Here is an 18010-nt window from a genome sequence, read left to right as displayed (position 1 = left end):
AATGAAGAAGCTGTTTACTACTTTAAGTAATATTTGGAAAATTCAAGAATTAAAAGAGCGTATAGTATTTACGCTCATGATTCTTTTGGTATATAGATTTGTATCGCATGTGGTTTTGCCAGGTGTTGATGCGACTCTTTTAGGCGATAATGAGAAGTCTGGCCTTTTGGGCCTTTTGGATATGTTCGCTGGGGGATCATTCTCCAGAGTATCTATTCTTGCTTTGGGAGTTATGCCTTATATTTCTGCATCAATTGTAGTTCAGCTATTAGGTATTGCTGTACCTTCGTTTCAGAAAATGCAAAAGGAAGGTGAAAGTGGAAGAAATAAACTGAATCAAATTACACGCTATCTAACTGTTGCTATTACAGCTGTACAAGCAGTTGGTTATGTAAAAACTCAGGTTCCGCCAGAGGCAATTATCATTAATCATACATTATTCTTTGTTCTGGCTACGTTTGTATTGGCCGCAGGTACATTATTTGTAATGTGGTTAGGAGAGAAAATTACTGATAAAGGTATCGGTAATGGTATCTCACTGATCATTATGGTTGGTATTATCGCTCGTTTACCTATCGCTTTACAACAAGAGATCAGCTCTAGATTTGTAGGTGATGGTGGACTTATCGCTTTGGTGATTGAGATAGTTGCACTTTTTGCAGTAGTTATGTTCACTATCATGATCGTACAGGGTGTACGTAAAGTACCAGTTCAATATGCCAAAAGAATTGTTGGTAACAGACAATTTGGTGGTGTAAGACAGTACATACCATTAAAGGTGAATGCTGCAGGTGTAATGCCAATCATTTTCGCTCAGGCATTAATGTTTATTCCGGCAACTTTAACGCAATTTTTTCCTTCACTACAAAATACATGGCTAATTCAGTTTAGTGATTATACTTCATTAGCATATAGTTTAACATTTGCTTTTTTAATTATTGCATTTACGTTTTTCTATACCGCTATTACAGTTAATCCTACTCAGATGTCGGATGATATGAAAAAGAACGGTGGGTTCATTCCTGGTATTAAACCTGGATTGTCTACCTCATCTTTTATAGACGATGTGATCTCAAAGATTACCTTTCCGGGTGCTGTCTTTTTAGCTATCATCGCTATTCTTCCTTCAATCGCTGTTAAGTTTGGAATTAAATCTGAGTTCGCTCATTTCTATGGCGGTACTTCTTTGCTAATTCTTGTAGGTGTGGTTTTGGATACATTGCAACAGATCGAAAGTTATTTGTTAATGCGTCATTATGATGGATTGATGAAGACAGGTCGTGTTACTGGAAGAACAGGAATTCCAGCTGCTAGCGGAAGCAATGCAGTGATATAGTAGAAGAAAGAATGTCTAAGATCTATTATAAATCCCTCGAGGAGATAGAATTAATAAGAGAAAGCTCTTTGTTAGTGTCAAAGACACTAGCTGAAGTAGCAAAAGTTATTCAGCCAGGTGTTACAACCAAAAAGTTAGATCAGCTGGCTGAGACTTTTATTAAGGATCATGGCGCAATACCTGCTTTTTTGAATTATAATGGCTTTCCTTATTCGCTTTGTATTTCACCTAATGAACAAGTTGTTCATGGATTTCCGAGCGATTATGTGATTCAGGAAGGTGATCTTATCTCAGTGGATTGCGGGGTTATTAAAAACAACTACTTTGGTGATTCAGCATATACATTTTCAATTGGAGAAGTAAGTGCCGAGAAGAAGAAGTTGGTAGAAGTAACTCAGGAATGTTTACGACTGGCTGTAGAAAAGGCAGTTGTAGGTTCCAGAATTGGAGATATTGGTTTTGCTGTTCAGGACCTGGCAGAGAAGAATGGTTTTGGTGTAGTAAGAGAGCTGGTAGGGCATGGAGTAGGAGTTAAGTTGCATGAAAAGCCAGAGGTTCCTAACTACGGTAAACGTGGTAGTGGGATTAAACTGGAAGAAGGGATGGTTATAGCAATAGAACCAATGATAAATGCCGGCACAGCCGGAGTGAAGTTTTGGTCTGATGGCTGGACAGTAACCAGTAATGACAATCGACCTTCTGCACATTTTGAACATACAGTGGCTGTAAAAAAAGGAAAAGCAGATGTTTTATCAACCTTTTCTTTAATTGAAGAAGTTTTAATAGAAAAAAAGTAAATAATTAAAATTTTTTATTTAATTTTGCAACCCTGTTTAATAGCAGCTAATTAAGTAAAAATCAATATTATATGGCTAAACAAGCCTCAATTGAACAAGACGGTGTAATAAAAGAAGCATTATCGAATGCCATGTTCAGAGTTGAACTAGAGAATGGACATGAGATAATAGCTCATATTTCGGGGAAAATGAGGATGCACTACATCAAAATTTTACCCGGAGATAAAGTAAAATTAGAGATGTCGCCTTACGATTTATCAAAGGGCAGGATTACTTATAGATATAAATAAAATGAAAGTTAGGTCATCAATTAAAAAACGTAGTGCTGATTGCAAGGTTATTCGTCGTAAAGGTAAACTTTACGTTATAAACAAGAAAAACCCTAAGTTTAAGCAACGTCAAGGTTAAGAAATTATTGAAGTATGATTGGATTGAATGTACAGGTTACTCAATCTGTCGTTTAATCAAATAATCAAACATTTAGTACAAATATGGCAAGGATATCAGGTATTGATTTACCAAGAAACAAAAGAGGCGAAATTGGATTAACTTATATCTTCGGAATAGGTAGATCAACTGCACAACGTATATTAACTGAGGCAGGTATCGATTTAAGCAAAAAAGTACAGGACTGGTCTGATGATGAATTATCAGCAATCCGTACCATTATAAACGACGGCGTAAAAGTTGAAGGAGCTTTACGTTCAGAGGTTCAATTAAACATCAAACGTTTAATGGACATTGGTTGTTACCGTGGTTTACGTCACAGAAAAGGTTTACCTGTGCGTGGTCAGCGTACTAAAAACAACTCTCGTACACGTAAAGGCAAGAGAAAAACAGTTGCGAACAAGAAAAAAGCTACTAAATAAAAATTAGTACTGAATAATAATTATGGCTAAGAGTAAAAAAGTTACCAAAAAGCGTATTGTTGTTATTGAGCCTGTTGGTCAGGCGCACATCAATGCTACTTTTAACAATATCATTGTTACCCTAACAAATAACAACGGTCAAACTATTTCATGGTCTTCTGCAGGTAAAATGGGATTTAAGGGTTCTAAAAAGAACACTCCATATGCAGCAGGTCAAGCTGCATCTGATTGCGGTAAAGTAGCATTTGATTTAGGTCTACGTAAAGTAGAAGTTTTTGTTAAAGGTCCAGGTTCAGGTCGTGAGTCTGCAATTAGAACATTGCAGGTTTCAGGTATCGAAGTAACCTCTATCAAAGATATTACGCCGCTTCCACACAATGGATGTCGTCCTCCTAAGAAGAGAAGAGTTTAATTTATTAATTTTTAAAGCTAAGAGTCTGCAGCTTCAGGTTGCATGATACTTTAAAACAAAAAGCAATGGCAAGATATACAGGACCGAAGTCCAAAATCGCGCGTAAATTCAGAGAGCCAATTTTTGGCCCTGATAAAGTATTAGATAGAAAAAATTATCCTCCTGGGCAACACGGTGCCTCAAAAAGAAGAGGAAAACAATCTGAATACGCAGTTCAATTAATGGAAAAGCAAAAAGTTAAATATACTTATGGTGTATTGGAGCGTCAGTTCCGTAACTTGTTTACCAAAGCGTCTTCTCGTGAAGGAATTACAGGTGATAACTTATTGCAATTATTAGAGGCTCGTTTAGATAATACAGTATACAGATTAGGTATTGCTACTACACGTTCAGCTGCTCGTCAGTTAGTTAGCCATAAACACGTAACAGTTAACGGTGAAGTAGTAAATATCCCTTCATATCAATTAAAAGCTGGAGATGTTGTTGCAGTTCGCGAGAAATCAAAAACATTAGAAGCAATCACTAATTCTGTAGCAGGAAGAGTAATCAATAAATTCAATTGGTTAGATTGGAATGCGAATGAGTTAACTGGTAAATTTTTAGCTTATCCTAATCGTGATGAGATACCAGAAAACATCAAAGAAAACCTTATAGTAGAGTTATACTCTAAGTAATATATTTAATTAATTGCCTACGGGCAATTAATTTTTTACGTTGCATAATTTTAATAACGATCTAAAAACATTATAAATGGCAATTTTAGCATTTCAGAAACCCGATAAGGTAATCATGCAGAAATCAACTGATTTCGATGGTATATTTGAATTTCGTCCTTTAGAGCCCGGTTTCGGTGTAACAATTGGTAATGCCTTAAGAAGAATATTACTTTCTTCTTTAGAAGGTTATGCCATTACAAGTATTCGTTTTTCTGGCGTATCTCATGAGTTTTCTACAATGAAAGGTGTTGTAGAGGATTTGACTGAAATTATCCTTAATTTAAAACAAGTGCGTTTTAAAAAAGTAGGTGATTCAGGTGATTCTGAGAAGGTTTTTATTGTAGTAAATGGCCAGGAGCAATTTGCTGCAGGAGACATTACTAAATTCTCTAATAACTTTGAGGTTCTTAATCCAGATTTCGTTATCTGTAACATGGAGAAATCTGTTACTTTAGAGGTGGAATTGACCATTAATAAAGGACGTGGTTATGTACCAGCAGAAGAGAATAAAATTAATGATGCTGTAGTTGGAGTTATAGCGATAGATTCGATTTTCACTCCAATGAAAAATGTAAAATATACGATTGAAAACTATCGTGTTGAACAAAAAACAGATTACGAAAAATTAATACTAGATATCTCTACTGATGGATCTATCCATCCTGAAGAGGCGCTAAAAGAAGCTGCTAAGATTTTAATCCAGCACTTTATGTTGTTCTCTGATGAGAATTTAGTATTAGAATCTCAAGCTAAAGAAGAAACTAAAGAAGTTGATGAGGAAATCTTGCATATGCGTAAGATCCTGAAAACTGAATTAGTAGATTTAGACTTATCAGTTCGTGCATTGAACTGCTTAAAAGCAGCTGATATTCGTACTTTAGCTGATTTGGTTTCTTATGATGTTGCTGATATGTTAAAATTCAGAAACTTCGGTAAAAAATCTTTAACAGAGATACAAGAGCTTGTTAAATCTAAGAGTTTATCTTTTGGAATGAACTTGTCTAAGTTCAAATTGGACGAGGAATAATAAGCTAAAAGCATAAATTATATATTGTTAATAGTGTATAATTCCCTCAGATTAATTTCATAGAGACGGTATACACTGAATAAATTTAAAAATGAGACACGGTAGAAAAGTAAATCACTTAGGAAGAACAGATTCACATCGTAAGGCGATGTTGGCTAACATGGCTTCATCGTTAATTAAACATAAGAGAATCTCGACAACTTTAGCAAAAGCAAAAGCTTTGCGTATGTATGTTGAACCTCTTATCACAAAATCAAAAACTGATACTACGCACTCTCGTCGTATTGTTTTCGGTTACTTACAAGATAAAGAAACTGTTACTGAATTGTTCCGTGATGTTGCGGCTAAAGTTGCTAGCCGTCCAGGTGGTTACACTAGGATCATTAAGTTAAACAATCGTCTAGGTGATAATGCTGAAATGGCGTTAATCGAACTAGTTGATTATAACGAAGTGTACGGTAAAGAAGCAGATTCAGCTGAAAAGAAAACTACTCGTCGTGGTAGAAGCAAAGCTAAAAAATCTGATGCTCCTGCAGCAAAAACAGAAGAAGTTAAAGCCGAAGAGGTTAAGGCCGAAGAAGTTGTAGAAGAAGCACCAGCTGCTGAAGAAACAAAAGAAGATAAAGGAGAATAATATTCCCTAGTCAGAATATAAGAGTCGGTTCAATTTGAACCGACTTTTTTTTTGCTTTTCAAAACCTATCTTTGTACTGTAATAATATTTCATGTCGAATCAACTTAGTATCCAGCTATTTCTGGATCAATTATCAGAAAGTATTTCATTAAATCTATTTCTAAAAGCGTCTTTAGGGAATTACCATGGAAATGAAAAAGAACTTAAGAATATCTACGTTCGAAGAGTAAAGATTAAGCGAGTTGAGATGCTTTCTTTTAATTATCGTTATAAAACCCGCGATATATTTAAGAACCTAAGCATACAGGATGGCACTGATCTAATTAAGAATTTGATTAGTAATGATTTTAGAATCTGTACCCTTTTCACCACAAATAAAGAAGTAATTATAGAGCATGGGAAAAAGGGAACCATTTCTTTAAGAGAAAGACAAAATGCTTCTAATATTAAACCGAGTTTGTCTCATGATAAAGAGAAGAAGAGAATTATAAAGCCAGCAGGAAAAACTTATTTACAAGAGCTAAAGGTTACTGATCAGGAGGGGAATGTATTCAAAAATTCTCAGGATAAGTACAGACAGATTAATCAGTATATTGAAATTTTAAGTTCTTTGATTAAAGAACTGCCAGATGCTAAGGTCCGAAATGTTGTGGACATGGGGTCGGGTAAGGGGTATCTTACTTTTGCCCTTTATGATTATTTACATAATGTACTTAATCAAAATGTGAATATGGTAGGCGTTGAATTTAGAGAAGACATGGTACAGCTATGCAATAGCATTGCTGATAAATCGAACTTTAATCAATTGCGGTTTGTAGAAGGCACCATTGATAATTATAATACTGATTCAATTGATTTGTTAATTGCCTTACATGCTTGTGATACGGCTACTGATGATGCGATCTATAAAGGAATTAAGACTAATGCAGAATTAATTGTTGTTGCACCTTGCTGTCATAAGCAGATCAGAAGAGAAATGGAAAAAGGTAAAACTAAAAACGATGTTTCTTTTTTAACTAAATATGGAATATTCATGGAGCGCCAGGCAGAAATGATAACTGACGGGATCAGGGCACTGGTACTGGAGTATTTTGGTTATAAAACTAAAATATTCGAATTCATTTCGGATGTTCATACTCCAAAGAATGTTTTGGTAGTTGGTATAAAAGGAGAGATTGCTACGAGTAGAAAAACCGAAATACTAGCTCAGATACAGCAGACTAAGAGTTATTTCGGAATTGGTTACCATCATTTGGAAAGACTTTTGAAAGACGAAATGTAACAACATTCTGTCATACTGTCACATTTTTATGATGTAATTCGGACAATTTTATATTGAAAATCTTACAGAAAAACTATTTTTTCTGCCAAAACCCTATTGGCACATTGCTTGTTGAACAGATGTAAATAATAAGATTTCATAAACATAAACATAGATAAAATAGCATGTCAAAAATTATTGGTATAGACTTAGGAACAACAAACTCTTGCGTAGCCGTAATGGAAGGTAACGAACCTGTAGTTATAGCCAACAGCGAGGGTAAACGCACTACACCTTCCATTGTTGCTTTTGCAGAAAATGGTGAGCGTAAAGTAGGCGAGCCGGCAAAGCGTCAGGCAATTACTAACCCAACAAAAACAATATCTTCAATAAAGCGCTTTATGGGAAGCAGCTTTGCTGAAGTTTCTAAAGAATCATCACGTGTACCTTATAAGGTAGTTAAAGGTGATAACAATACTCCAAGGGTTGAAATTGACGACCGTAAATATACACCACAAGAAATTTCTGCGATGATTTTGCAGAAAATGAAAAAAACTGCAGAAGATTTCTTAGGTCATGAAGTAACTGAAGCGGTTATTACTGTTCCTGCTTATTTTAATGACGCTCAACGTCAGGCAACAAAAGAAGCTGGAGAAATTGCAGGTTTAACTGTTAAACGTATTATTAACGAGCCAACTGCAGCTGCTTTAGCTTATGGATTAGATAAAGCACACAAGGATATGAAAATTGTTGTGTTTGACTGCGGTGGTGGTACTCATGACGTTTCTGTATTAGAATTAGGTGATGGTGTATTTGAAGTAAAATCTACAGATGGTGATACTCACCTAGGTGGTGATGACTTTGATCATATCATTATCGAGTGGTTAGCTGCTGAATTTAAAAATGAAAACGGCATGGATCTTCACCAGGATCCAATGGCTTTACAACGTCTTAAAGAAGCTGCTGAAAAAGCCAAAATTGAGCTTTCAAGCACAACTTCAACTGAGATCAACTTGCCATACATCACTGCTGATGCAACAGGACCTAAGCACTTGGTAAGAACATTAACCCGTGCTAAATTCGAGCAATTAGCTGGTGATTTAATTAAACGTACAATTGATCCTTGTAAATCAGCTTTGAAAAATGCAGGTTTAAAAACAAGTGATATCGATGAGATTATATTAGTTGGTGGTTCTACACGTATTCCAGCTATCCAGGAAGCAGTAAAAGCTTTCTTTGGTAAAGAACCATCTAAAGGTGTAAACCCTGATGAGGTAGTAGCTATTGGTGCTGCAATTCAAGGTGGTGTTTTAACCGGAGAAGTTAAAGATGTATTGTTATTAGATGTAACACCTCTTTCTTTAGGTATTGAAACAATGGGTGGTGTAATGACTAAATTAATTGAAGCTAACACAACCATACCTTCTAAAAAAGCAGAAACTTTCTCTACAGCAGCTGATAATCAACCTTCAGTAGAGATCCATATTTTACAAGGAGAGCGTCCTATGGCAGCTCAAAACCGTACTATTGGTCGTTTTATATTAGATGGTATTCCGCCAGCACCTCGTGGAGTTCCTCAAGTTGAAGTAGCATTTGATATTGATGCAAATGGTATCTTGCATGTAAGTGCTAAAGATAAAGCAACCGGTAAAGAGCAAAAGATTCGTATTGAGGCTTCTTCAGGTTTAACTGATGAAGAGATCAAAAGAATGAAAGATGAAGCTGAGAAAAATGCAGAAGCTGATAAAACTGCTAAAGAAGAAGCAGAAAAAATCAACGGTGCTGATGCTTTAATTTTCTCAACTGAGAAACAATTAAAAGAATTCGGAGAAAAACTATCTGCTGATAAAAAAGCTCCTATTGAAGAAGGTTTGAAAAAACTTAAAGATGCACATGCTGCAAGAAACTTTGCTGATATTGACACAGCACAAGCAGAATTGCAAAATGCGTGGAATGCAGCTTCAGAAGAGATGTATAAATCAGGACAAGACGGTGCACAACCTGAAGGTGCTCAAGCTCAGGATGGCGCTCAGTCAGCTGATGGTGGCGATAACGTTACTGATGTTGATTTTGAAGAAGTAAAAGACGATAAAAAATAGTCTTTTAAGCAATAAAAAAGCCCCTTGATAAATTATCAAGGGGCTTTTTTATTGCTTGTCTAGTTCCAAAGATTCTCAGGATAAGTCCCATCTTTTACTAACTGATCTATACATTCCTGTACAAAAGGCTTATCTTCTTTATAAGTTACTCCAAACCACTGGCTATCTGTAGGTATAACTTTGAAAGAGGCTGCACCACTTTTTACAAGATTTTCGCCAATCAAAGGGATAAAGAACTCAGCTTTTGGTTTGTCTTTATTTTCTAAAGCAAATACTCTAAATAAGTCTTCAGTTAATTTAAAAACAGCTGGAGTAAAGCCCCAGAAGTTCATTGAAACCGGAGTGTTATATTCTAAAGGATATTCAGAACCATTTTCTTCATATACAATTCCACCATCTTTTTTATAAACCTGAGTACGTTCAGTAATCTCTTCAAGGAATCCAGCATCATTGGTTTTGCAAACCCCACGAGATACAGATCCAAAATCAGATAGTGTTTTCCCAATTTGATAGCCAACAATAGAATAGTTGCTGTCAGTTGCCTCATTATTTAAAAAGTCTACCATTTTTTTAAACGCATCATAACCATAATAATCATCTGCGTTGATTACGCAAAAAGGCTCTTTAATGGCGTTTCTGCCAGATAGAATGGCATGAGCAGTTCCCCATGGTTTTTCGCGGTAAATTTCCTCTTCAATGCCAAATTGTTTCAAATCGAAATTTTGGAATACATAATCAGTTTCAATTTTACCATTTAGTTTAGGTTCAAATATGGCTTTAAAGTTTTCTACAAATTCTTCCTTGATGATGAAGACTACTTTGCCGAATCCAGCTTTAATTGCATCGTATATAGAATAATCAATAATTGTTTCTCCATTGGGGCCAAAGCCATCAATCTGTTTCATGCTGCCATAGCGACTTGCCATACCAGCTGCTAATATTAATAAGGTAGGTTTTTTCATGCAGCGAAAATAATGATTCAATTTATATTCAATGTAAAAAGTGAGATAGTTTTTTCATTAGTCTGATAACGGTTCTCAATGTATCGCATGGATATTGAGGTAGTTAAAATCCAAATATTCCCTTTCCGCCGCTGCTGCGAGGTTTTTTCCCTGTAAGCATACCAAATAATCCCCGCACTATTTCTTTTCCTATTTGTCTGGTTATAGTTGCGCCCATTACCTGTTCAACTAAACTCTTCTCACCTTTTTTAGGAGCCTCTTCTTGTTTTGTTTCTTCTTCCTCGGTTAGTTTATCATTTACACGTTTGGTTAAGATTTCATAGGCGCTCTCAGGATCAATTGATTCCTGGTATTTAGTAGTAAGCTCGCTTGATTGGACAAGGTTATTATAATCCGCCGCACCGAGTGGTCCCATGATTGCTCTTGGAGGTGTAAGCATAGTTGCTGCCACTTCTGTAGGGATACCTTTTTCGTTCAACACTGTTATCAAAGCCTGTCCGGTTCCTAATGAAGTCAACATTTTGTCGATCTCGTAGAATTCGGATCTTGGATAAGTATTTACAGTCTTTTTAAGCGCATCAACATCATTTGGTGTAAATGCTCTCAAAGCGTGCTGAACACGATTTCCTAGTTGAGATAATACACTCTCAGGGACATCACTAGGGGCTTGAGTACAGAAAAATACACCTATACCTTTTGATCTGATCAATCTGATAATAGTTTCTATGTGTTCCAGAAAAGCTTTTGAAGAATTTTTAAATAACAAATGCGCCTCATCAAAAAAGAAAACCAGCTTAGGTTTATCTAAATCTCCAACTTCAGGCATGCTATAAAAAATTTCTGCAAGTAAACTTAACAGGTAAGTGGAATAAAGAACCGGCTGATTTTGGACATCTGAGATATTGAGTAAACTGATTACTCCTTTACCGTCGGTTTTAGTAAAAAGATCTTCGATGTCAAATGAACGTTCGCCAAACATAGCGCTCAGTCCCTGTTGCTCAATGGTAACTATCTTTCTTAATATTGTTCCTGAAGTGGCAGTGGATATTTTACCATAAGAACTTTTAATCTCTTCGGCACCTTGCCCTTCGGCCAGGTATGAAACTAATTTTTTAAGATCATTAAGATCAATAATTGGTAGTTTGCTATCATCAGCATACTTAAAGATCACAGCTAAAACACCTGCCTGTGTATCATTTAGATCGAGGATTTTAGACAGTAGGGTAGGCCCAAATTCAAGAACAGTAGCCCGCATTTGAGCGCCTAATTTGCCAGATAAGGAAAAAATCTCGACAGGGAATCCAGAAGGATTAAAAGGCTTGCCCAGTTGACCTGCTCTTTCCTCTATTTTTGGATTGATTGGTCCTGGTTGATTAAGGCCTGATAAATCGCCCTTTACATCAAGCATAAACACCGGTACACCTGCATCAGACAATTGTTCTGATAGCAACTGCAATGTGCGGGTTTTTCCTGTCCCTGTTGCGCCTGCAACAAGCCCATGCCTATTCATCATTTTTAAAGACAAGTTAACTTCAGCTTCAGCGATTACTTGCCCATCCAGAATACCAGCTCCAAGATATATGTATGAACCACTTGGTGTATAAGAGGCCTTAATTTTTTCTGTAAATTTTGCGGATTGATCACTCATAGGAAAAGATAGTTTTTATAAAAGTAAGAAAAGCACCCGAAATACAAACAAAAGAAAGGGTGTATCATAGTTCATGATACACCCTTTTAAAAATAAGGTTATTTAAAACTACTTCTTATAAGTAAAGTCGTGATCTTTTTTAATGTTCAATAAAGAATGATAAATGAGGTTGATCACATTGTCAACATCTTCTTTATGAATCATTTCAACTGTGGTATGCATATACCTTAATGGTAAAGAAATTAATGCAGATGGAACACCTCCGTTAGAATAAGCAAAAGCATCAGTATCTGTACCGGTTGAGCGGGATGATGCCTGACGTTGGAAAGGGATATCATTCTTCTCAGCTGTTTCAATAAGCAATTTGTTTAAATTTGTTTGAACAGCAGGTGCATAAGAAACTACCGGACCTTTGCCACAAGCCAAATCTCCCTGAGTGATCTTATTGATCATTGGGGTAGTGGTATCATGAGTAACATCAGTAATTATAGCCACGTTAGGTTTAATTCTGTGGGCTATCATTTCGGCTCCCCTTAATCCAATTTCTTCCTGTACTGAGTTTACAATGTAAAGCCCAAAAGGTAATTTCTTTTTATTTTCCTGAAGCAGTCTGGCAACCTCGGCAATCATAAATCCACCGGCTCTGTTATCCAGTGCACGGCCAACATAATAGCGGTCGTTTAATACCATAAATTCATCTTCATAGGTAATTACGCAACCTACATGAATACCAAGTTTTTCAACTTCTTCTTTAGATGTACATCCACAATCAAGGAAGATGTTTTTTAACGCCGGAGCCTCCTCTTTCTCGCCACCGCTACGGGTGTGAATAGCAGGCCATCCAAATACGGCTTTAACCAAACCGTTGTCGGTGTGTATGTTTACGCGCTTAGAAGGAGCTATCTGATGATCTGACCCTCCATTGCGGATTACATAAATTAAGCCATCAGGAGTGATATAATTAACAAACCAGGAGATCTCATCGGCATGAGCCTCAATAACTACTTTGAAATCTGCTTTGGGATTAATCACACCAACTGCAGTCCCGTAATTATCGATGAAACTTTCATCTATATATGGTTTTAAATAATCTAGCCATAATTTTTGACCAGGGTATTCGAAACCTGTTGGAGATGGGTTATTGATATATTTTTCAAAAAATTGAAGCGATTTTTTATTTACTACACTTACGTGTTTCTTTTTATCTTCTTTTTTCTTTGCCATTGTATATTTTTTATTCTAAACAAATATAGAAACTACTGCCTAAGCACCAAGTTAATTATTGAGTTCTAACTCCATAATGACAAAGTCGATACCGTTATTTGTAGAAAATTTGTCTGTTTGAACGAAGCCGAATTTGTTATAAAAAGGAATGGCCGAAACGCGCGCATTGCACCATAGCTTTGCAGCTCCAAAGGATTTAACATAGTTAATTATATGATCCAATAATAATGATCCATATCCTTTTCCCTGCGACTCCACAATTGTCGCGAATTTTCTGAATTGATAAATATTGCCCGAATTGAACAAAGAAACTATAGAAGTTAGTTGGTTATTTGCAAATAGCCCAAAATGGATTCCATCATTATCATTAGCCAACTTTATAGCATCAAGAGGTAGGTCTGGATACATAACTTCATGTCTTATCCTCCAAGTTAAATCAGGTCTGATTTGTTCAATTTGAATTTCCTGCATCAATGTTAATCTTTATTTTACCACTATAAAACTTGTATATGCAAATGTTTAGAACAATAACGGCCCCACATCCCCAGCAGAATAATGGCCACTTACCCTGTTCCCAAAGCCATAAACCTAAGGCGGAACCAAAAGACGCTCCAATAAAGCTCACAGACATAAACACAGTGTTTAAACGATTACGAGCTTCCGGTAGTATAGCATAGATCCGGGTTTGATTGGTTACATGGATAGCTTGCTGACCAATATCTATTAAAATAATGCCAGCTACAAATAGGTAAAGGTGGCTGCCGGTAAGGTAAAAGGCAGCAATGCTAAGTAATTGCAGAATTAACCCGACCAGCAGATTCTTACGAGGGTTTTGGCCACCACTAAACTTTCCAACTAATGGAGCGGCTAAAGCTCCTGCAGCACCGGCAATGCCGAAAAGACCTATCTGCAGCGTTTGAAGATTAAACGGGGGATTGGCAAGGAATAATACCATCGTTGTCCAGAACGCGCTGAGTATAGAGAAAGCCAGAAAGTTTATAATAGAAGCTTCGCGTAGTACGGGCTCAGTTTTTATGTAATACCACATAGATGACATTAATTCATTATAAGTGCCTTTAAATGACGGTCTGCTTTGTGGAAAGCGTCTGGCCATAAGCAGTAATAAAAGGAAACATATGCCAGCAGCCATAAAATAAACTGTTCTCCATCCCCATAAAAATCCTATACTTCCACTAACTGCTCTTGATGCAAGGATGCCAATAAGTAAGCCGCTCATAATTATACCTACCGTAGGACCGCGATCTTCGTCTGAACTAAGATTTGCAGCCATTGGTAAAACAAGCTGAGGAATAATGGAGCTTGCGCCAATTAATACACAAGCAATTTCCAATAATAAGAAGGAGTGGGCAAAAGCTGCCAACAGCAATGCCCCAATAGCAAGACATGTTATTAAAAGTATTTGTTTCTTCCTTTCAAACATATCACCCAAAGGAACCAATAGAAATAGTCCTAGGGCATAGCCAGCTTGTGTTAGGTATGTAATTTTACCGGCATGGCTCTCTGTTAAACCAAACTCTTTAGCGATTAAAATAACCAGAGGCTGGCAGTAATAAATATTTGCCACGATAAGCCCTGTACAAAAGGCCATCAATAGCACATCAGTACGACTAAGTTTCATTTATAGAGGGATATTTCCGTGTTTTTTACGAGGTCTGTTTACAACTTTGTTCTCTAACATTTTAAATGCCTTTATTAGTTTAGACCTGGTTTGGGCAGGTTCTATAACCTCATCTACAAAGCCACGTTCCGCGGCTCTGTAAGGATTAGCAAAAATATCTGAATAGAGCTTTTCTTTCTCCAGCCATTTTTCTTCAGGGTGCTCTGCGCTGGTAATTTCCTTCTTGAAAATTATTTCGGCAGCACCTTTTGCACCCATAACTGCAATTTCTGCAGTAGGCCATGCATAGTTTAAGTCTGCTCCAATATGTTTAGAGTTCATCACATCATATGCACCACCATAGGCTTTTCTTGTAATTACAGTAATACGGGGTACAGTTGCCTCACTAAAAGCATATAATAATTTAGCGCCATTGGTAATAATTCCATTCCATTCCTGGTCTGTACCTGGCAAAAAACCGGGAACGTCCTCGAAAACAAGCAATGGGATATTAAAGCAGTCGCAAAAGCGTACAAATCTGGCGGCCTTTGTTGAAGCATGATTGTCCAATACCCCAGCAAGATAAGCAGGCTGATTAGCAACAATACCAATACTTCTTCCTGCCAAACGGATAAATCCGACCACAATATTTTCTGCATAATCTTTATGTACTTCTAGAAAGCTATCTGTATCGGCCACTTCGCTTATTATAGACCTAACATCATAAGGCTGATTCGAATTCTCGGGCATAATGCCATTAAGAGATAAACGACTTTCATCAGTCAAAGTATAGGGCAATTGCAATGGGATCTCTTCACAATTCTGAGGCATATAACTCAGTAATCTCTTAACATGATTAATAGCATCTAATTCATTTGAGCACGCAAAATGAGTTACACCCGATTTTGTAGCATGAGTAGATGCACCACCAAGTTCTTCAGAACTTACCTCTTCGTGGGTTACAGTTTTAACAACATTTGGTCCCGTAACAAACATGTACGAGGTATTCTCTACCATTAAAATAAAGTCGGTAATGGCAGGCGAATATACTGCGCCCCCGGCACAAGGTCCCATTATTGCTGAAAGTTGTGGGATAACTCCTGATGCCTGAACATTTCTATAAAATATATCGGCATAACCGCCTAAAGAAACCACACCTTCCTGTATCCGCGCACCACCACTATCATTTAAGCCAATCAGGGGAGCTCCGTTTTTCATGGCCATGTCCATTATTTTGCAGATCTTTTCGGCATGTGTTTCAGAAAGAGAGCCGCCAAAAACGGTAAAATCCTGTGAAAACACATAAACCAGCCTGCCATTTATGTTTCCATAGCCAGTTACAACACCATCTCCTAAATATTTTTCCCGTTCCATGCCAAAATCAACACTTCTATGGGTTACCATCATGCCAATTTCCTCAAAGGAATTCTCATCCAATAAAAAATGGATTCGCTCTCTGGCCGTTAGTTTTCCTTTTTTATGCTGACTTTGAATTCTCGCTGCACCGCCACCTTCATTCGCTTTTTTTATTTTGTCCTGAAGTACATCTATTTTATTCTTCATTTTAAACACTAATAATTTTAATTATTTACCAGCGATACTGTAATCTGGTAGTAAACACATCATCTTTTAAGTCGGCCGTATAGTCTGGCAACTTAGTCGCATCGTTAACAACGTGCTCGTTGTACAATGTAAGTTTAAATCTTGAATTTATTAGATAGGTCAGGCCATAACCAAGGGTGCTAAATTTAATATCACCAGCTGAAGTATTGTTGCCTGCAATGCCAATTTCCGATTCACTTATTTCTCTGTTTGGGTCGTACACATCATAAGATACCAGTGCAGTAAACTTACTTTTTGCAATCTGCTGGGTTAACCATAAGTAATAACCAGAAAACTGACGTAGATATAGATCTGTTGCTGGTTGTGCAGAGAAACTAGTACTGGCAACTGGACCTAATATGCTGGCAGTAGCAGCTACCCCAGGTTGTGTTCCTTGAAGATACTCAGCTTTAAATATGGTTCGGCCAAAAGTATTGTCGTATTGAAGCTGTAAGTTACCTCCATAATATTCGCGTTTACCAAAGTAGCCAACATTGTCGGGGCCGGTGTTTTTTCGAAATCCAGATCCTGTAGAAGAATAATAGCTTTCAGTATCGTTACGTACCCAACCTTCATAGATAGATGCTCCAAAGCCTATATGAAGTTTTTTATTTGCCAAACTGTCGAATTTAAAACCAAGGTTGCCTATAATATCTTTTCTTGAGTCATAATCTCTGGCATTGTATCCGCTTCCATTTATTACAGCTAATTCTGCTGTCAGAAAATTAAATATTTTACTGGGGTGATAAGTAACCATGGCACCAATATCACGCTCCCTGGGCATCAACGTTTGGAAAACTCTCGCTCTTTCAGGGAAATCTCTATATCCCGAAGAGTAAACAATAGAGTGACCAAAGGGGCGGTTAAACAAGCCAGCAGTTAACAATAGTTCCTTTGAATCAGGTTGATGCAACTGTATAAAGGCGTCCATTAATTGAATGCCATTTTGCGTAGCATCTATTTGGAAAACAATGCTCGAATACTTATCAGCCCTATCAATTTTCAATCTACCCCTGCGAATCATGAAACGACTGTCGGAGTTTTTTGAGAAATCTCCGCCCGAAAAGGAGGAAATGCCACCAGATTGAGCTTTTTGAAATTGTGTTTGCAGATAGCCTGTTATCGCAATTTCATGAGGGTCATAAGTTGAGGGAGCATTATTACTTTGGGCAAAAAGGACAACCGGATAAAGAAATATCAGGCTTAACAGTGTTTTTTTCATGAATGAGTAAAAAAGAATTTTGATCGCCTAAATTACGGTAAATGAAGCATTTTTCTTTAAAATGGCTTCAGATTTTTAAAAAATAGAAGTCCAAAATATGATAAAGCAACAACTAAATTACATTTTTTTTACATGATAATTTGTAAATAAGCAATGTTTGGAGCTATTTTTGGAGAGTTAGGTGAAAGAATAAAAACAAATGTTTCTAAGAAAGTACCGTATATTAATAGTTATTACCTTCTTAAGTATCTTCTCGGCGAAGATGGTAATTTCCGGTGCGCCTGTATTTTTTAGTCATATTGATAAGAACATCATGATTTCTGTAATCATGCAAATCGAAGCCGAACATAGCAGTGATGGAGATCCGGGAAAGGCAAAAGTAAAGCTCTTTGATTATAAGATTGACTTTCAGCACGACTACGTATGGTCATCTGTCCTACATCTTTACGGTATAAAGAATAGCTTTATAGATAATTTCAAACGGTATTTCGATCCATTCCATCCGTCTGTACCCACACCGCCTCCTAACCTGAGCTAATTTATTATGTGTTACCACCCAAAGGGGGAGCGGTATGCAATTTTT

19 protein-coding genes are annotated in these 18010 nt (G+C 36.9%); 12 read left to right on the top strand and 7 right to left on the bottom strand.

The window, feature by feature from the left end:
• The first annotated feature begins 1 nt into the window (after position 1).
• From secY to dnaK, 11 genes are all read left to right on the top strand, one after another.
• A complete protein-coding gene (gene secY / locus HQN86_RS13795; protein ID WP_048907430.1) occupies positions 2 to 1336 on the top strand; it encodes a preprotein translocase subunit SecY in 1335 nt (444 codons plus the stop codon).
• Positions 1337 to 1347: 11 nt separating this feature from the next.
• A complete protein-coding gene (gene map, locus HQN86_RS13790; RefSeq protein WP_172661513.1) occupies positions 1348 to 2133 on the top strand; it encodes a type I methionyl aminopeptidase in 786 nt (261 codons plus the stop codon).
• 71 nt (positions 2134 to 2204) lie between these two features.
• Positions 2205 to 2423: a translation initiation factor IF-1 gene (infA, locus tag HQN86_RS13785; RefSeq protein ID WP_048907428.1), complete on the top strand. Its 219-nt coding sequence runs from the start codon at positions 2205 to 2207 to the stop codon at positions 2421 to 2423.
• Between the two features lies 1 nt (position 2424).
• Positions 2425 to 2541, top strand: a complete 117-nt coding sequence (gene ykgO / locus HQN86_RS13780; RefSeq protein WP_008244551.1) for a type B 50S ribosomal protein L36 — start codon at positions 2425 to 2427, stop codon at positions 2539 to 2541.
• Positions 2542 to 2624: 83 nt separating this feature from the next.
• A complete protein-coding gene (gene rpsM / locus HQN86_RS13775) occupies positions 2625 to 3002 on the top strand; it encodes a 30S ribosomal protein S13 (RefSeq protein WP_048907427.1) in 378 nt (125 codons plus the stop codon).
• Positions 3003 to 3024: 22 nt separating this feature from the next.
• The gene (gene rpsK / locus HQN86_RS13770; RefSeq protein WP_048907426.1) at positions 3025 to 3414 is read left to right on the top strand and encodes a 30S ribosomal protein S11; all 390 of its coding nucleotides are present in this window, start codon (positions 3025 to 3027) and stop codon (positions 3412 to 3414) included.
• Between the two features lie 65 nt (positions 3415 to 3479).
• The gene (gene rpsD, locus HQN86_RS13765; protein WP_048907704.1) at positions 3480 to 4088 is read left to right on the top strand and encodes a 30S ribosomal protein S4; all 609 of its coding nucleotides are present in this window, start codon (positions 3480 to 3482) and stop codon (positions 4086 to 4088) included.
• A gap of 76 nt (positions 4089 to 4164) precedes the next feature.
• Positions 4165 to 5157 (top strand): DNA-directed RNA polymerase subunit alpha, encoded by a 993-nt coding sequence (locus HQN86_RS13760; protein ID WP_048907425.1) that lies wholly within the window; start codon positions 4165 to 4167, stop codon positions 5155 to 5157.
• A gap of 91 nt (positions 5158 to 5248) precedes the next feature.
• A complete protein-coding gene (rplQ, locus tag HQN86_RS13755) occupies positions 5249 to 5791 on the top strand; it encodes a 50S ribosomal protein L17 (RefSeq protein WP_172661512.1) in 543 nt (180 codons plus the stop codon).
• A 91-nt stretch (positions 5792 to 5882) separates the two neighbouring features.
• Positions 5883 to 7073, top strand: coding sequence for a class I SAM-dependent methyltransferase (locus tag HQN86_RS13750; RefSeq protein ID WP_172661511.1), 1191 nt, complete (start codon positions 5883 to 5885; stop codon positions 7071 to 7073).
• A gap of 164 nt (positions 7074 to 7237) precedes the next feature.
• On the top strand, positions 7238 to 9151 hold the full coding sequence (gene dnaK / locus HQN86_RS13745; protein ID WP_172661510.1) for a molecular chaperone DnaK: 1914 nt from the start codon (positions 7238 to 7240) through the stop codon (positions 9149 to 9151).
• A gap of 59 nt (positions 9152 to 9210) precedes the next feature.
• Here dnaK and HQN86_RS13740 read toward each other — a convergent pair whose 3' ends face one another.
• The 7 genes from HQN86_RS13740 to HQN86_RS13710 form a co-directional block, all read right to left on the bottom strand.
• Positions 9211 to 10113, bottom strand: coding sequence for a nucleotidyltransferase family protein (locus HQN86_RS13740; protein WP_172661509.1), 903 nt, complete (start codon positions 10111 to 10113; stop codon positions 9211 to 9213).
• Positions 10114 to 10216: 103 nt separating this feature from the next.
• The gene (locus HQN86_RS13735; protein WP_172661508.1) at positions 10217 to 11761 is read right to left on the bottom strand and encodes a helicase HerA-like domain-containing protein; all 1545 of its coding nucleotides are present in this window, start codon (positions 11759 to 11761) and stop codon (positions 10217 to 10219) included.
• Positions 11762 to 11869: 108 nt separating this feature from the next.
• Positions 11870 to 12985 carry a M42 family metallopeptidase gene (locus HQN86_RS13730; protein ID WP_048907419.1) on the bottom strand — a complete coding sequence of 372 codons (1116 nt, stop codon included), beginning with the start codon at positions 12983 to 12985 and terminating at the stop codon, positions 11870 to 11872.
• A 51-nt stretch (positions 12986 to 13036) separates the two neighbouring features.
• Positions 13037 to 13393 carry a GNAT family N-acetyltransferase gene (locus HQN86_RS13725; RefSeq protein ID WP_246269612.1) on the bottom strand — a complete coding sequence of 119 codons (357 nt, stop codon included), beginning with the start codon at positions 13391 to 13393 and terminating at the stop codon, positions 13037 to 13039.
• Positions 13394 to 13436: 43 nt separating this feature from the next.
• On the bottom strand, positions 13437 to 14624 hold the full coding sequence (locus tag HQN86_RS13720; RefSeq protein WP_216854406.1) for an MFS transporter: 1188 nt from the start codon (positions 14622 to 14624) through the stop codon (positions 13437 to 13439).
• Complete coding sequence (locus tag HQN86_RS13715; RefSeq protein WP_172661506.1) at positions 14625 to 16166, bottom strand: acyl-CoA carboxylase subunit beta; 1542 nt, start codon at positions 16164 to 16166, stop codon at positions 14625 to 14627.
• A 25-nt stretch (positions 16167 to 16191) separates the two neighbouring features.
• Complete coding sequence (locus tag HQN86_RS13710) at positions 16192 to 17427, bottom strand: porin (protein WP_172661505.1); 1236 nt, start codon at positions 17425 to 17427, stop codon at positions 16192 to 16194.
• 199 nt (positions 17428 to 17626) lie between these two features.
• Here HQN86_RS13710 and HQN86_RS13705 point away from each other — a divergent pair, with 199 nt between their 5' ends.
• Positions 17627 to 17965 (top strand): hypothetical protein, encoded by a 339-nt coding sequence (locus HQN86_RS13705; protein ID WP_048907414.1) that lies wholly within the window; start codon positions 17627 to 17629, stop codon positions 17963 to 17965.
• Positions 17966 to 18010 lie beyond the last annotated feature (45 nt).

This window comes from Pedobacter panaciterrae (genome assembly GCF_013204795.1).
In the GTDB taxonomy this organism is placed as follows: Bacteria; Bacteroidota; Bacteroidia; order Sphingobacteriales; family Sphingobacteriaceae; genus Pedobacter; species Pedobacter panaciterrae.
The sequence above is the reverse complement of the archived record's forward strand: the minus strand, read 5'-3'. Positions and strand labels throughout refer to the sequence as shown.

Excerpts from the sequence above, each read along its gene's own strand:
- HQN86_RS13720 (WP_216854406.1), bottom strand. The coding sequence starts at position 14,624 with ATGAAACTTAGTCGTACTGATGTGCTATTGATGGCCTTTTGTACAGGG.
- HQN86_RS13730 (WP_048907419.1), bottom strand. The coding sequence starts at position 12,985 with ATGGCAAAGAAAAAAGAAGATAAAAAGAAACACGTAAGTGTAGTAAAT.
- HQN86_RS13760 (WP_048907425.1), top strand. The coding sequence starts at position 4,165 with ATGGCAATTTTAGCATTTCAGAAACCCGATAAGGTAATCATGCAGAAA.
- rpsK (WP_048907426.1), top strand. The coding sequence starts at position 3,025 with ATGGCTAAGAGTAAAAAAGTTACCAAAAAGCGTATTGTTGTTATTGAG.
- HQN86_RS13750 (WP_172661511.1), top strand. The coding sequence starts at position 5,883 with ATGTCGAATCAACTTAGTATCCAGCTATTTCTGGATCAATTATCAGAA.
- HQN86_RS13725 (WP_246269612.1), bottom strand. The coding sequence starts at position 13,393 with ATGTATCCAGACCTACCTCTTGATGCTATAAAGTTGGCTAATGATAAT.
- infA (WP_048907428.1), top strand. The coding sequence starts at position 2,205 with ATGGCTAAACAAGCCTCAATTGAACAAGACGGTGTAATAAAAGAAGCA.
- map (WP_172661513.1), top strand. The coding sequence starts at position 1,348 with ATGTCTAAGATCTATTATAAATCCCTCGAGGAGATAGAATTAATAAGA.
- HQN86_RS13735 (WP_172661508.1), bottom strand. The coding sequence starts at position 11,761 with ATGAGTGATCAATCCGCAAAATTTACAGAAAAAATTAAGGCCTCTTAT.
- dnaK (WP_172661510.1), top strand. The coding sequence starts at position 7,238 with ATGTCAAAAATTATTGGTATAGACTTAGGAACAACAAACTCTTGCGTA.
- rpsD (WP_048907704.1), top strand. The coding sequence starts at position 3,480 with ATGGCAAGATATACAGGACCGAAGTCCAAAATCGCGCGTAAATTCAGA.
- HQN86_RS13740 (WP_172661509.1), bottom strand. The coding sequence starts at position 10,113 with ATGAAAAAACCTACCTTATTAATATTAGCAGCTGGTATGGCAAGTCGC.
- HQN86_RS13705 (WP_048907414.1), top strand. The coding sequence starts at position 17,627 with ATGTTTCTAAGAAAGTACCGTATATTAATAGTTATTACCTTCTTAAGT.
- rplQ (WP_172661512.1), top strand. The coding sequence starts at position 5,249 with ATGAGACACGGTAGAAAAGTAAATCACTTAGGAAGAACAGATTCACAT.
- HQN86_RS13710 (WP_172661505.1), bottom strand. The coding sequence starts at position 17,427 with ATGAAAAAAACACTGTTAAGCCTGATATTTCTTTATCCGGTTGTCCTT.
- rpsM (WP_048907427.1), top strand. The coding sequence starts at position 2,625 with ATGGCAAGGATATCAGGTATTGATTTACCAAGAAACAAAAGAGGCGAA.
- HQN86_RS13715 (WP_172661506.1), bottom strand. The coding sequence starts at position 16,166 with ATGAAGAATAAAATAGATGTACTTCAGGACAAAATAAAAAAAGCGAAT.
- ykgO (WP_008244551.1), top strand. The coding sequence starts at position 2,425 with ATGAAAGTTAGGTCATCAATTAAAAAACGTAGTGCTGATTGCAAGGTT.
- secY (WP_048907430.1), top strand. The coding sequence starts at position 2 with ATGAAGAAGCTGTTTACTACTTTAAGTAATATTTGGAAAATTCAAGAA.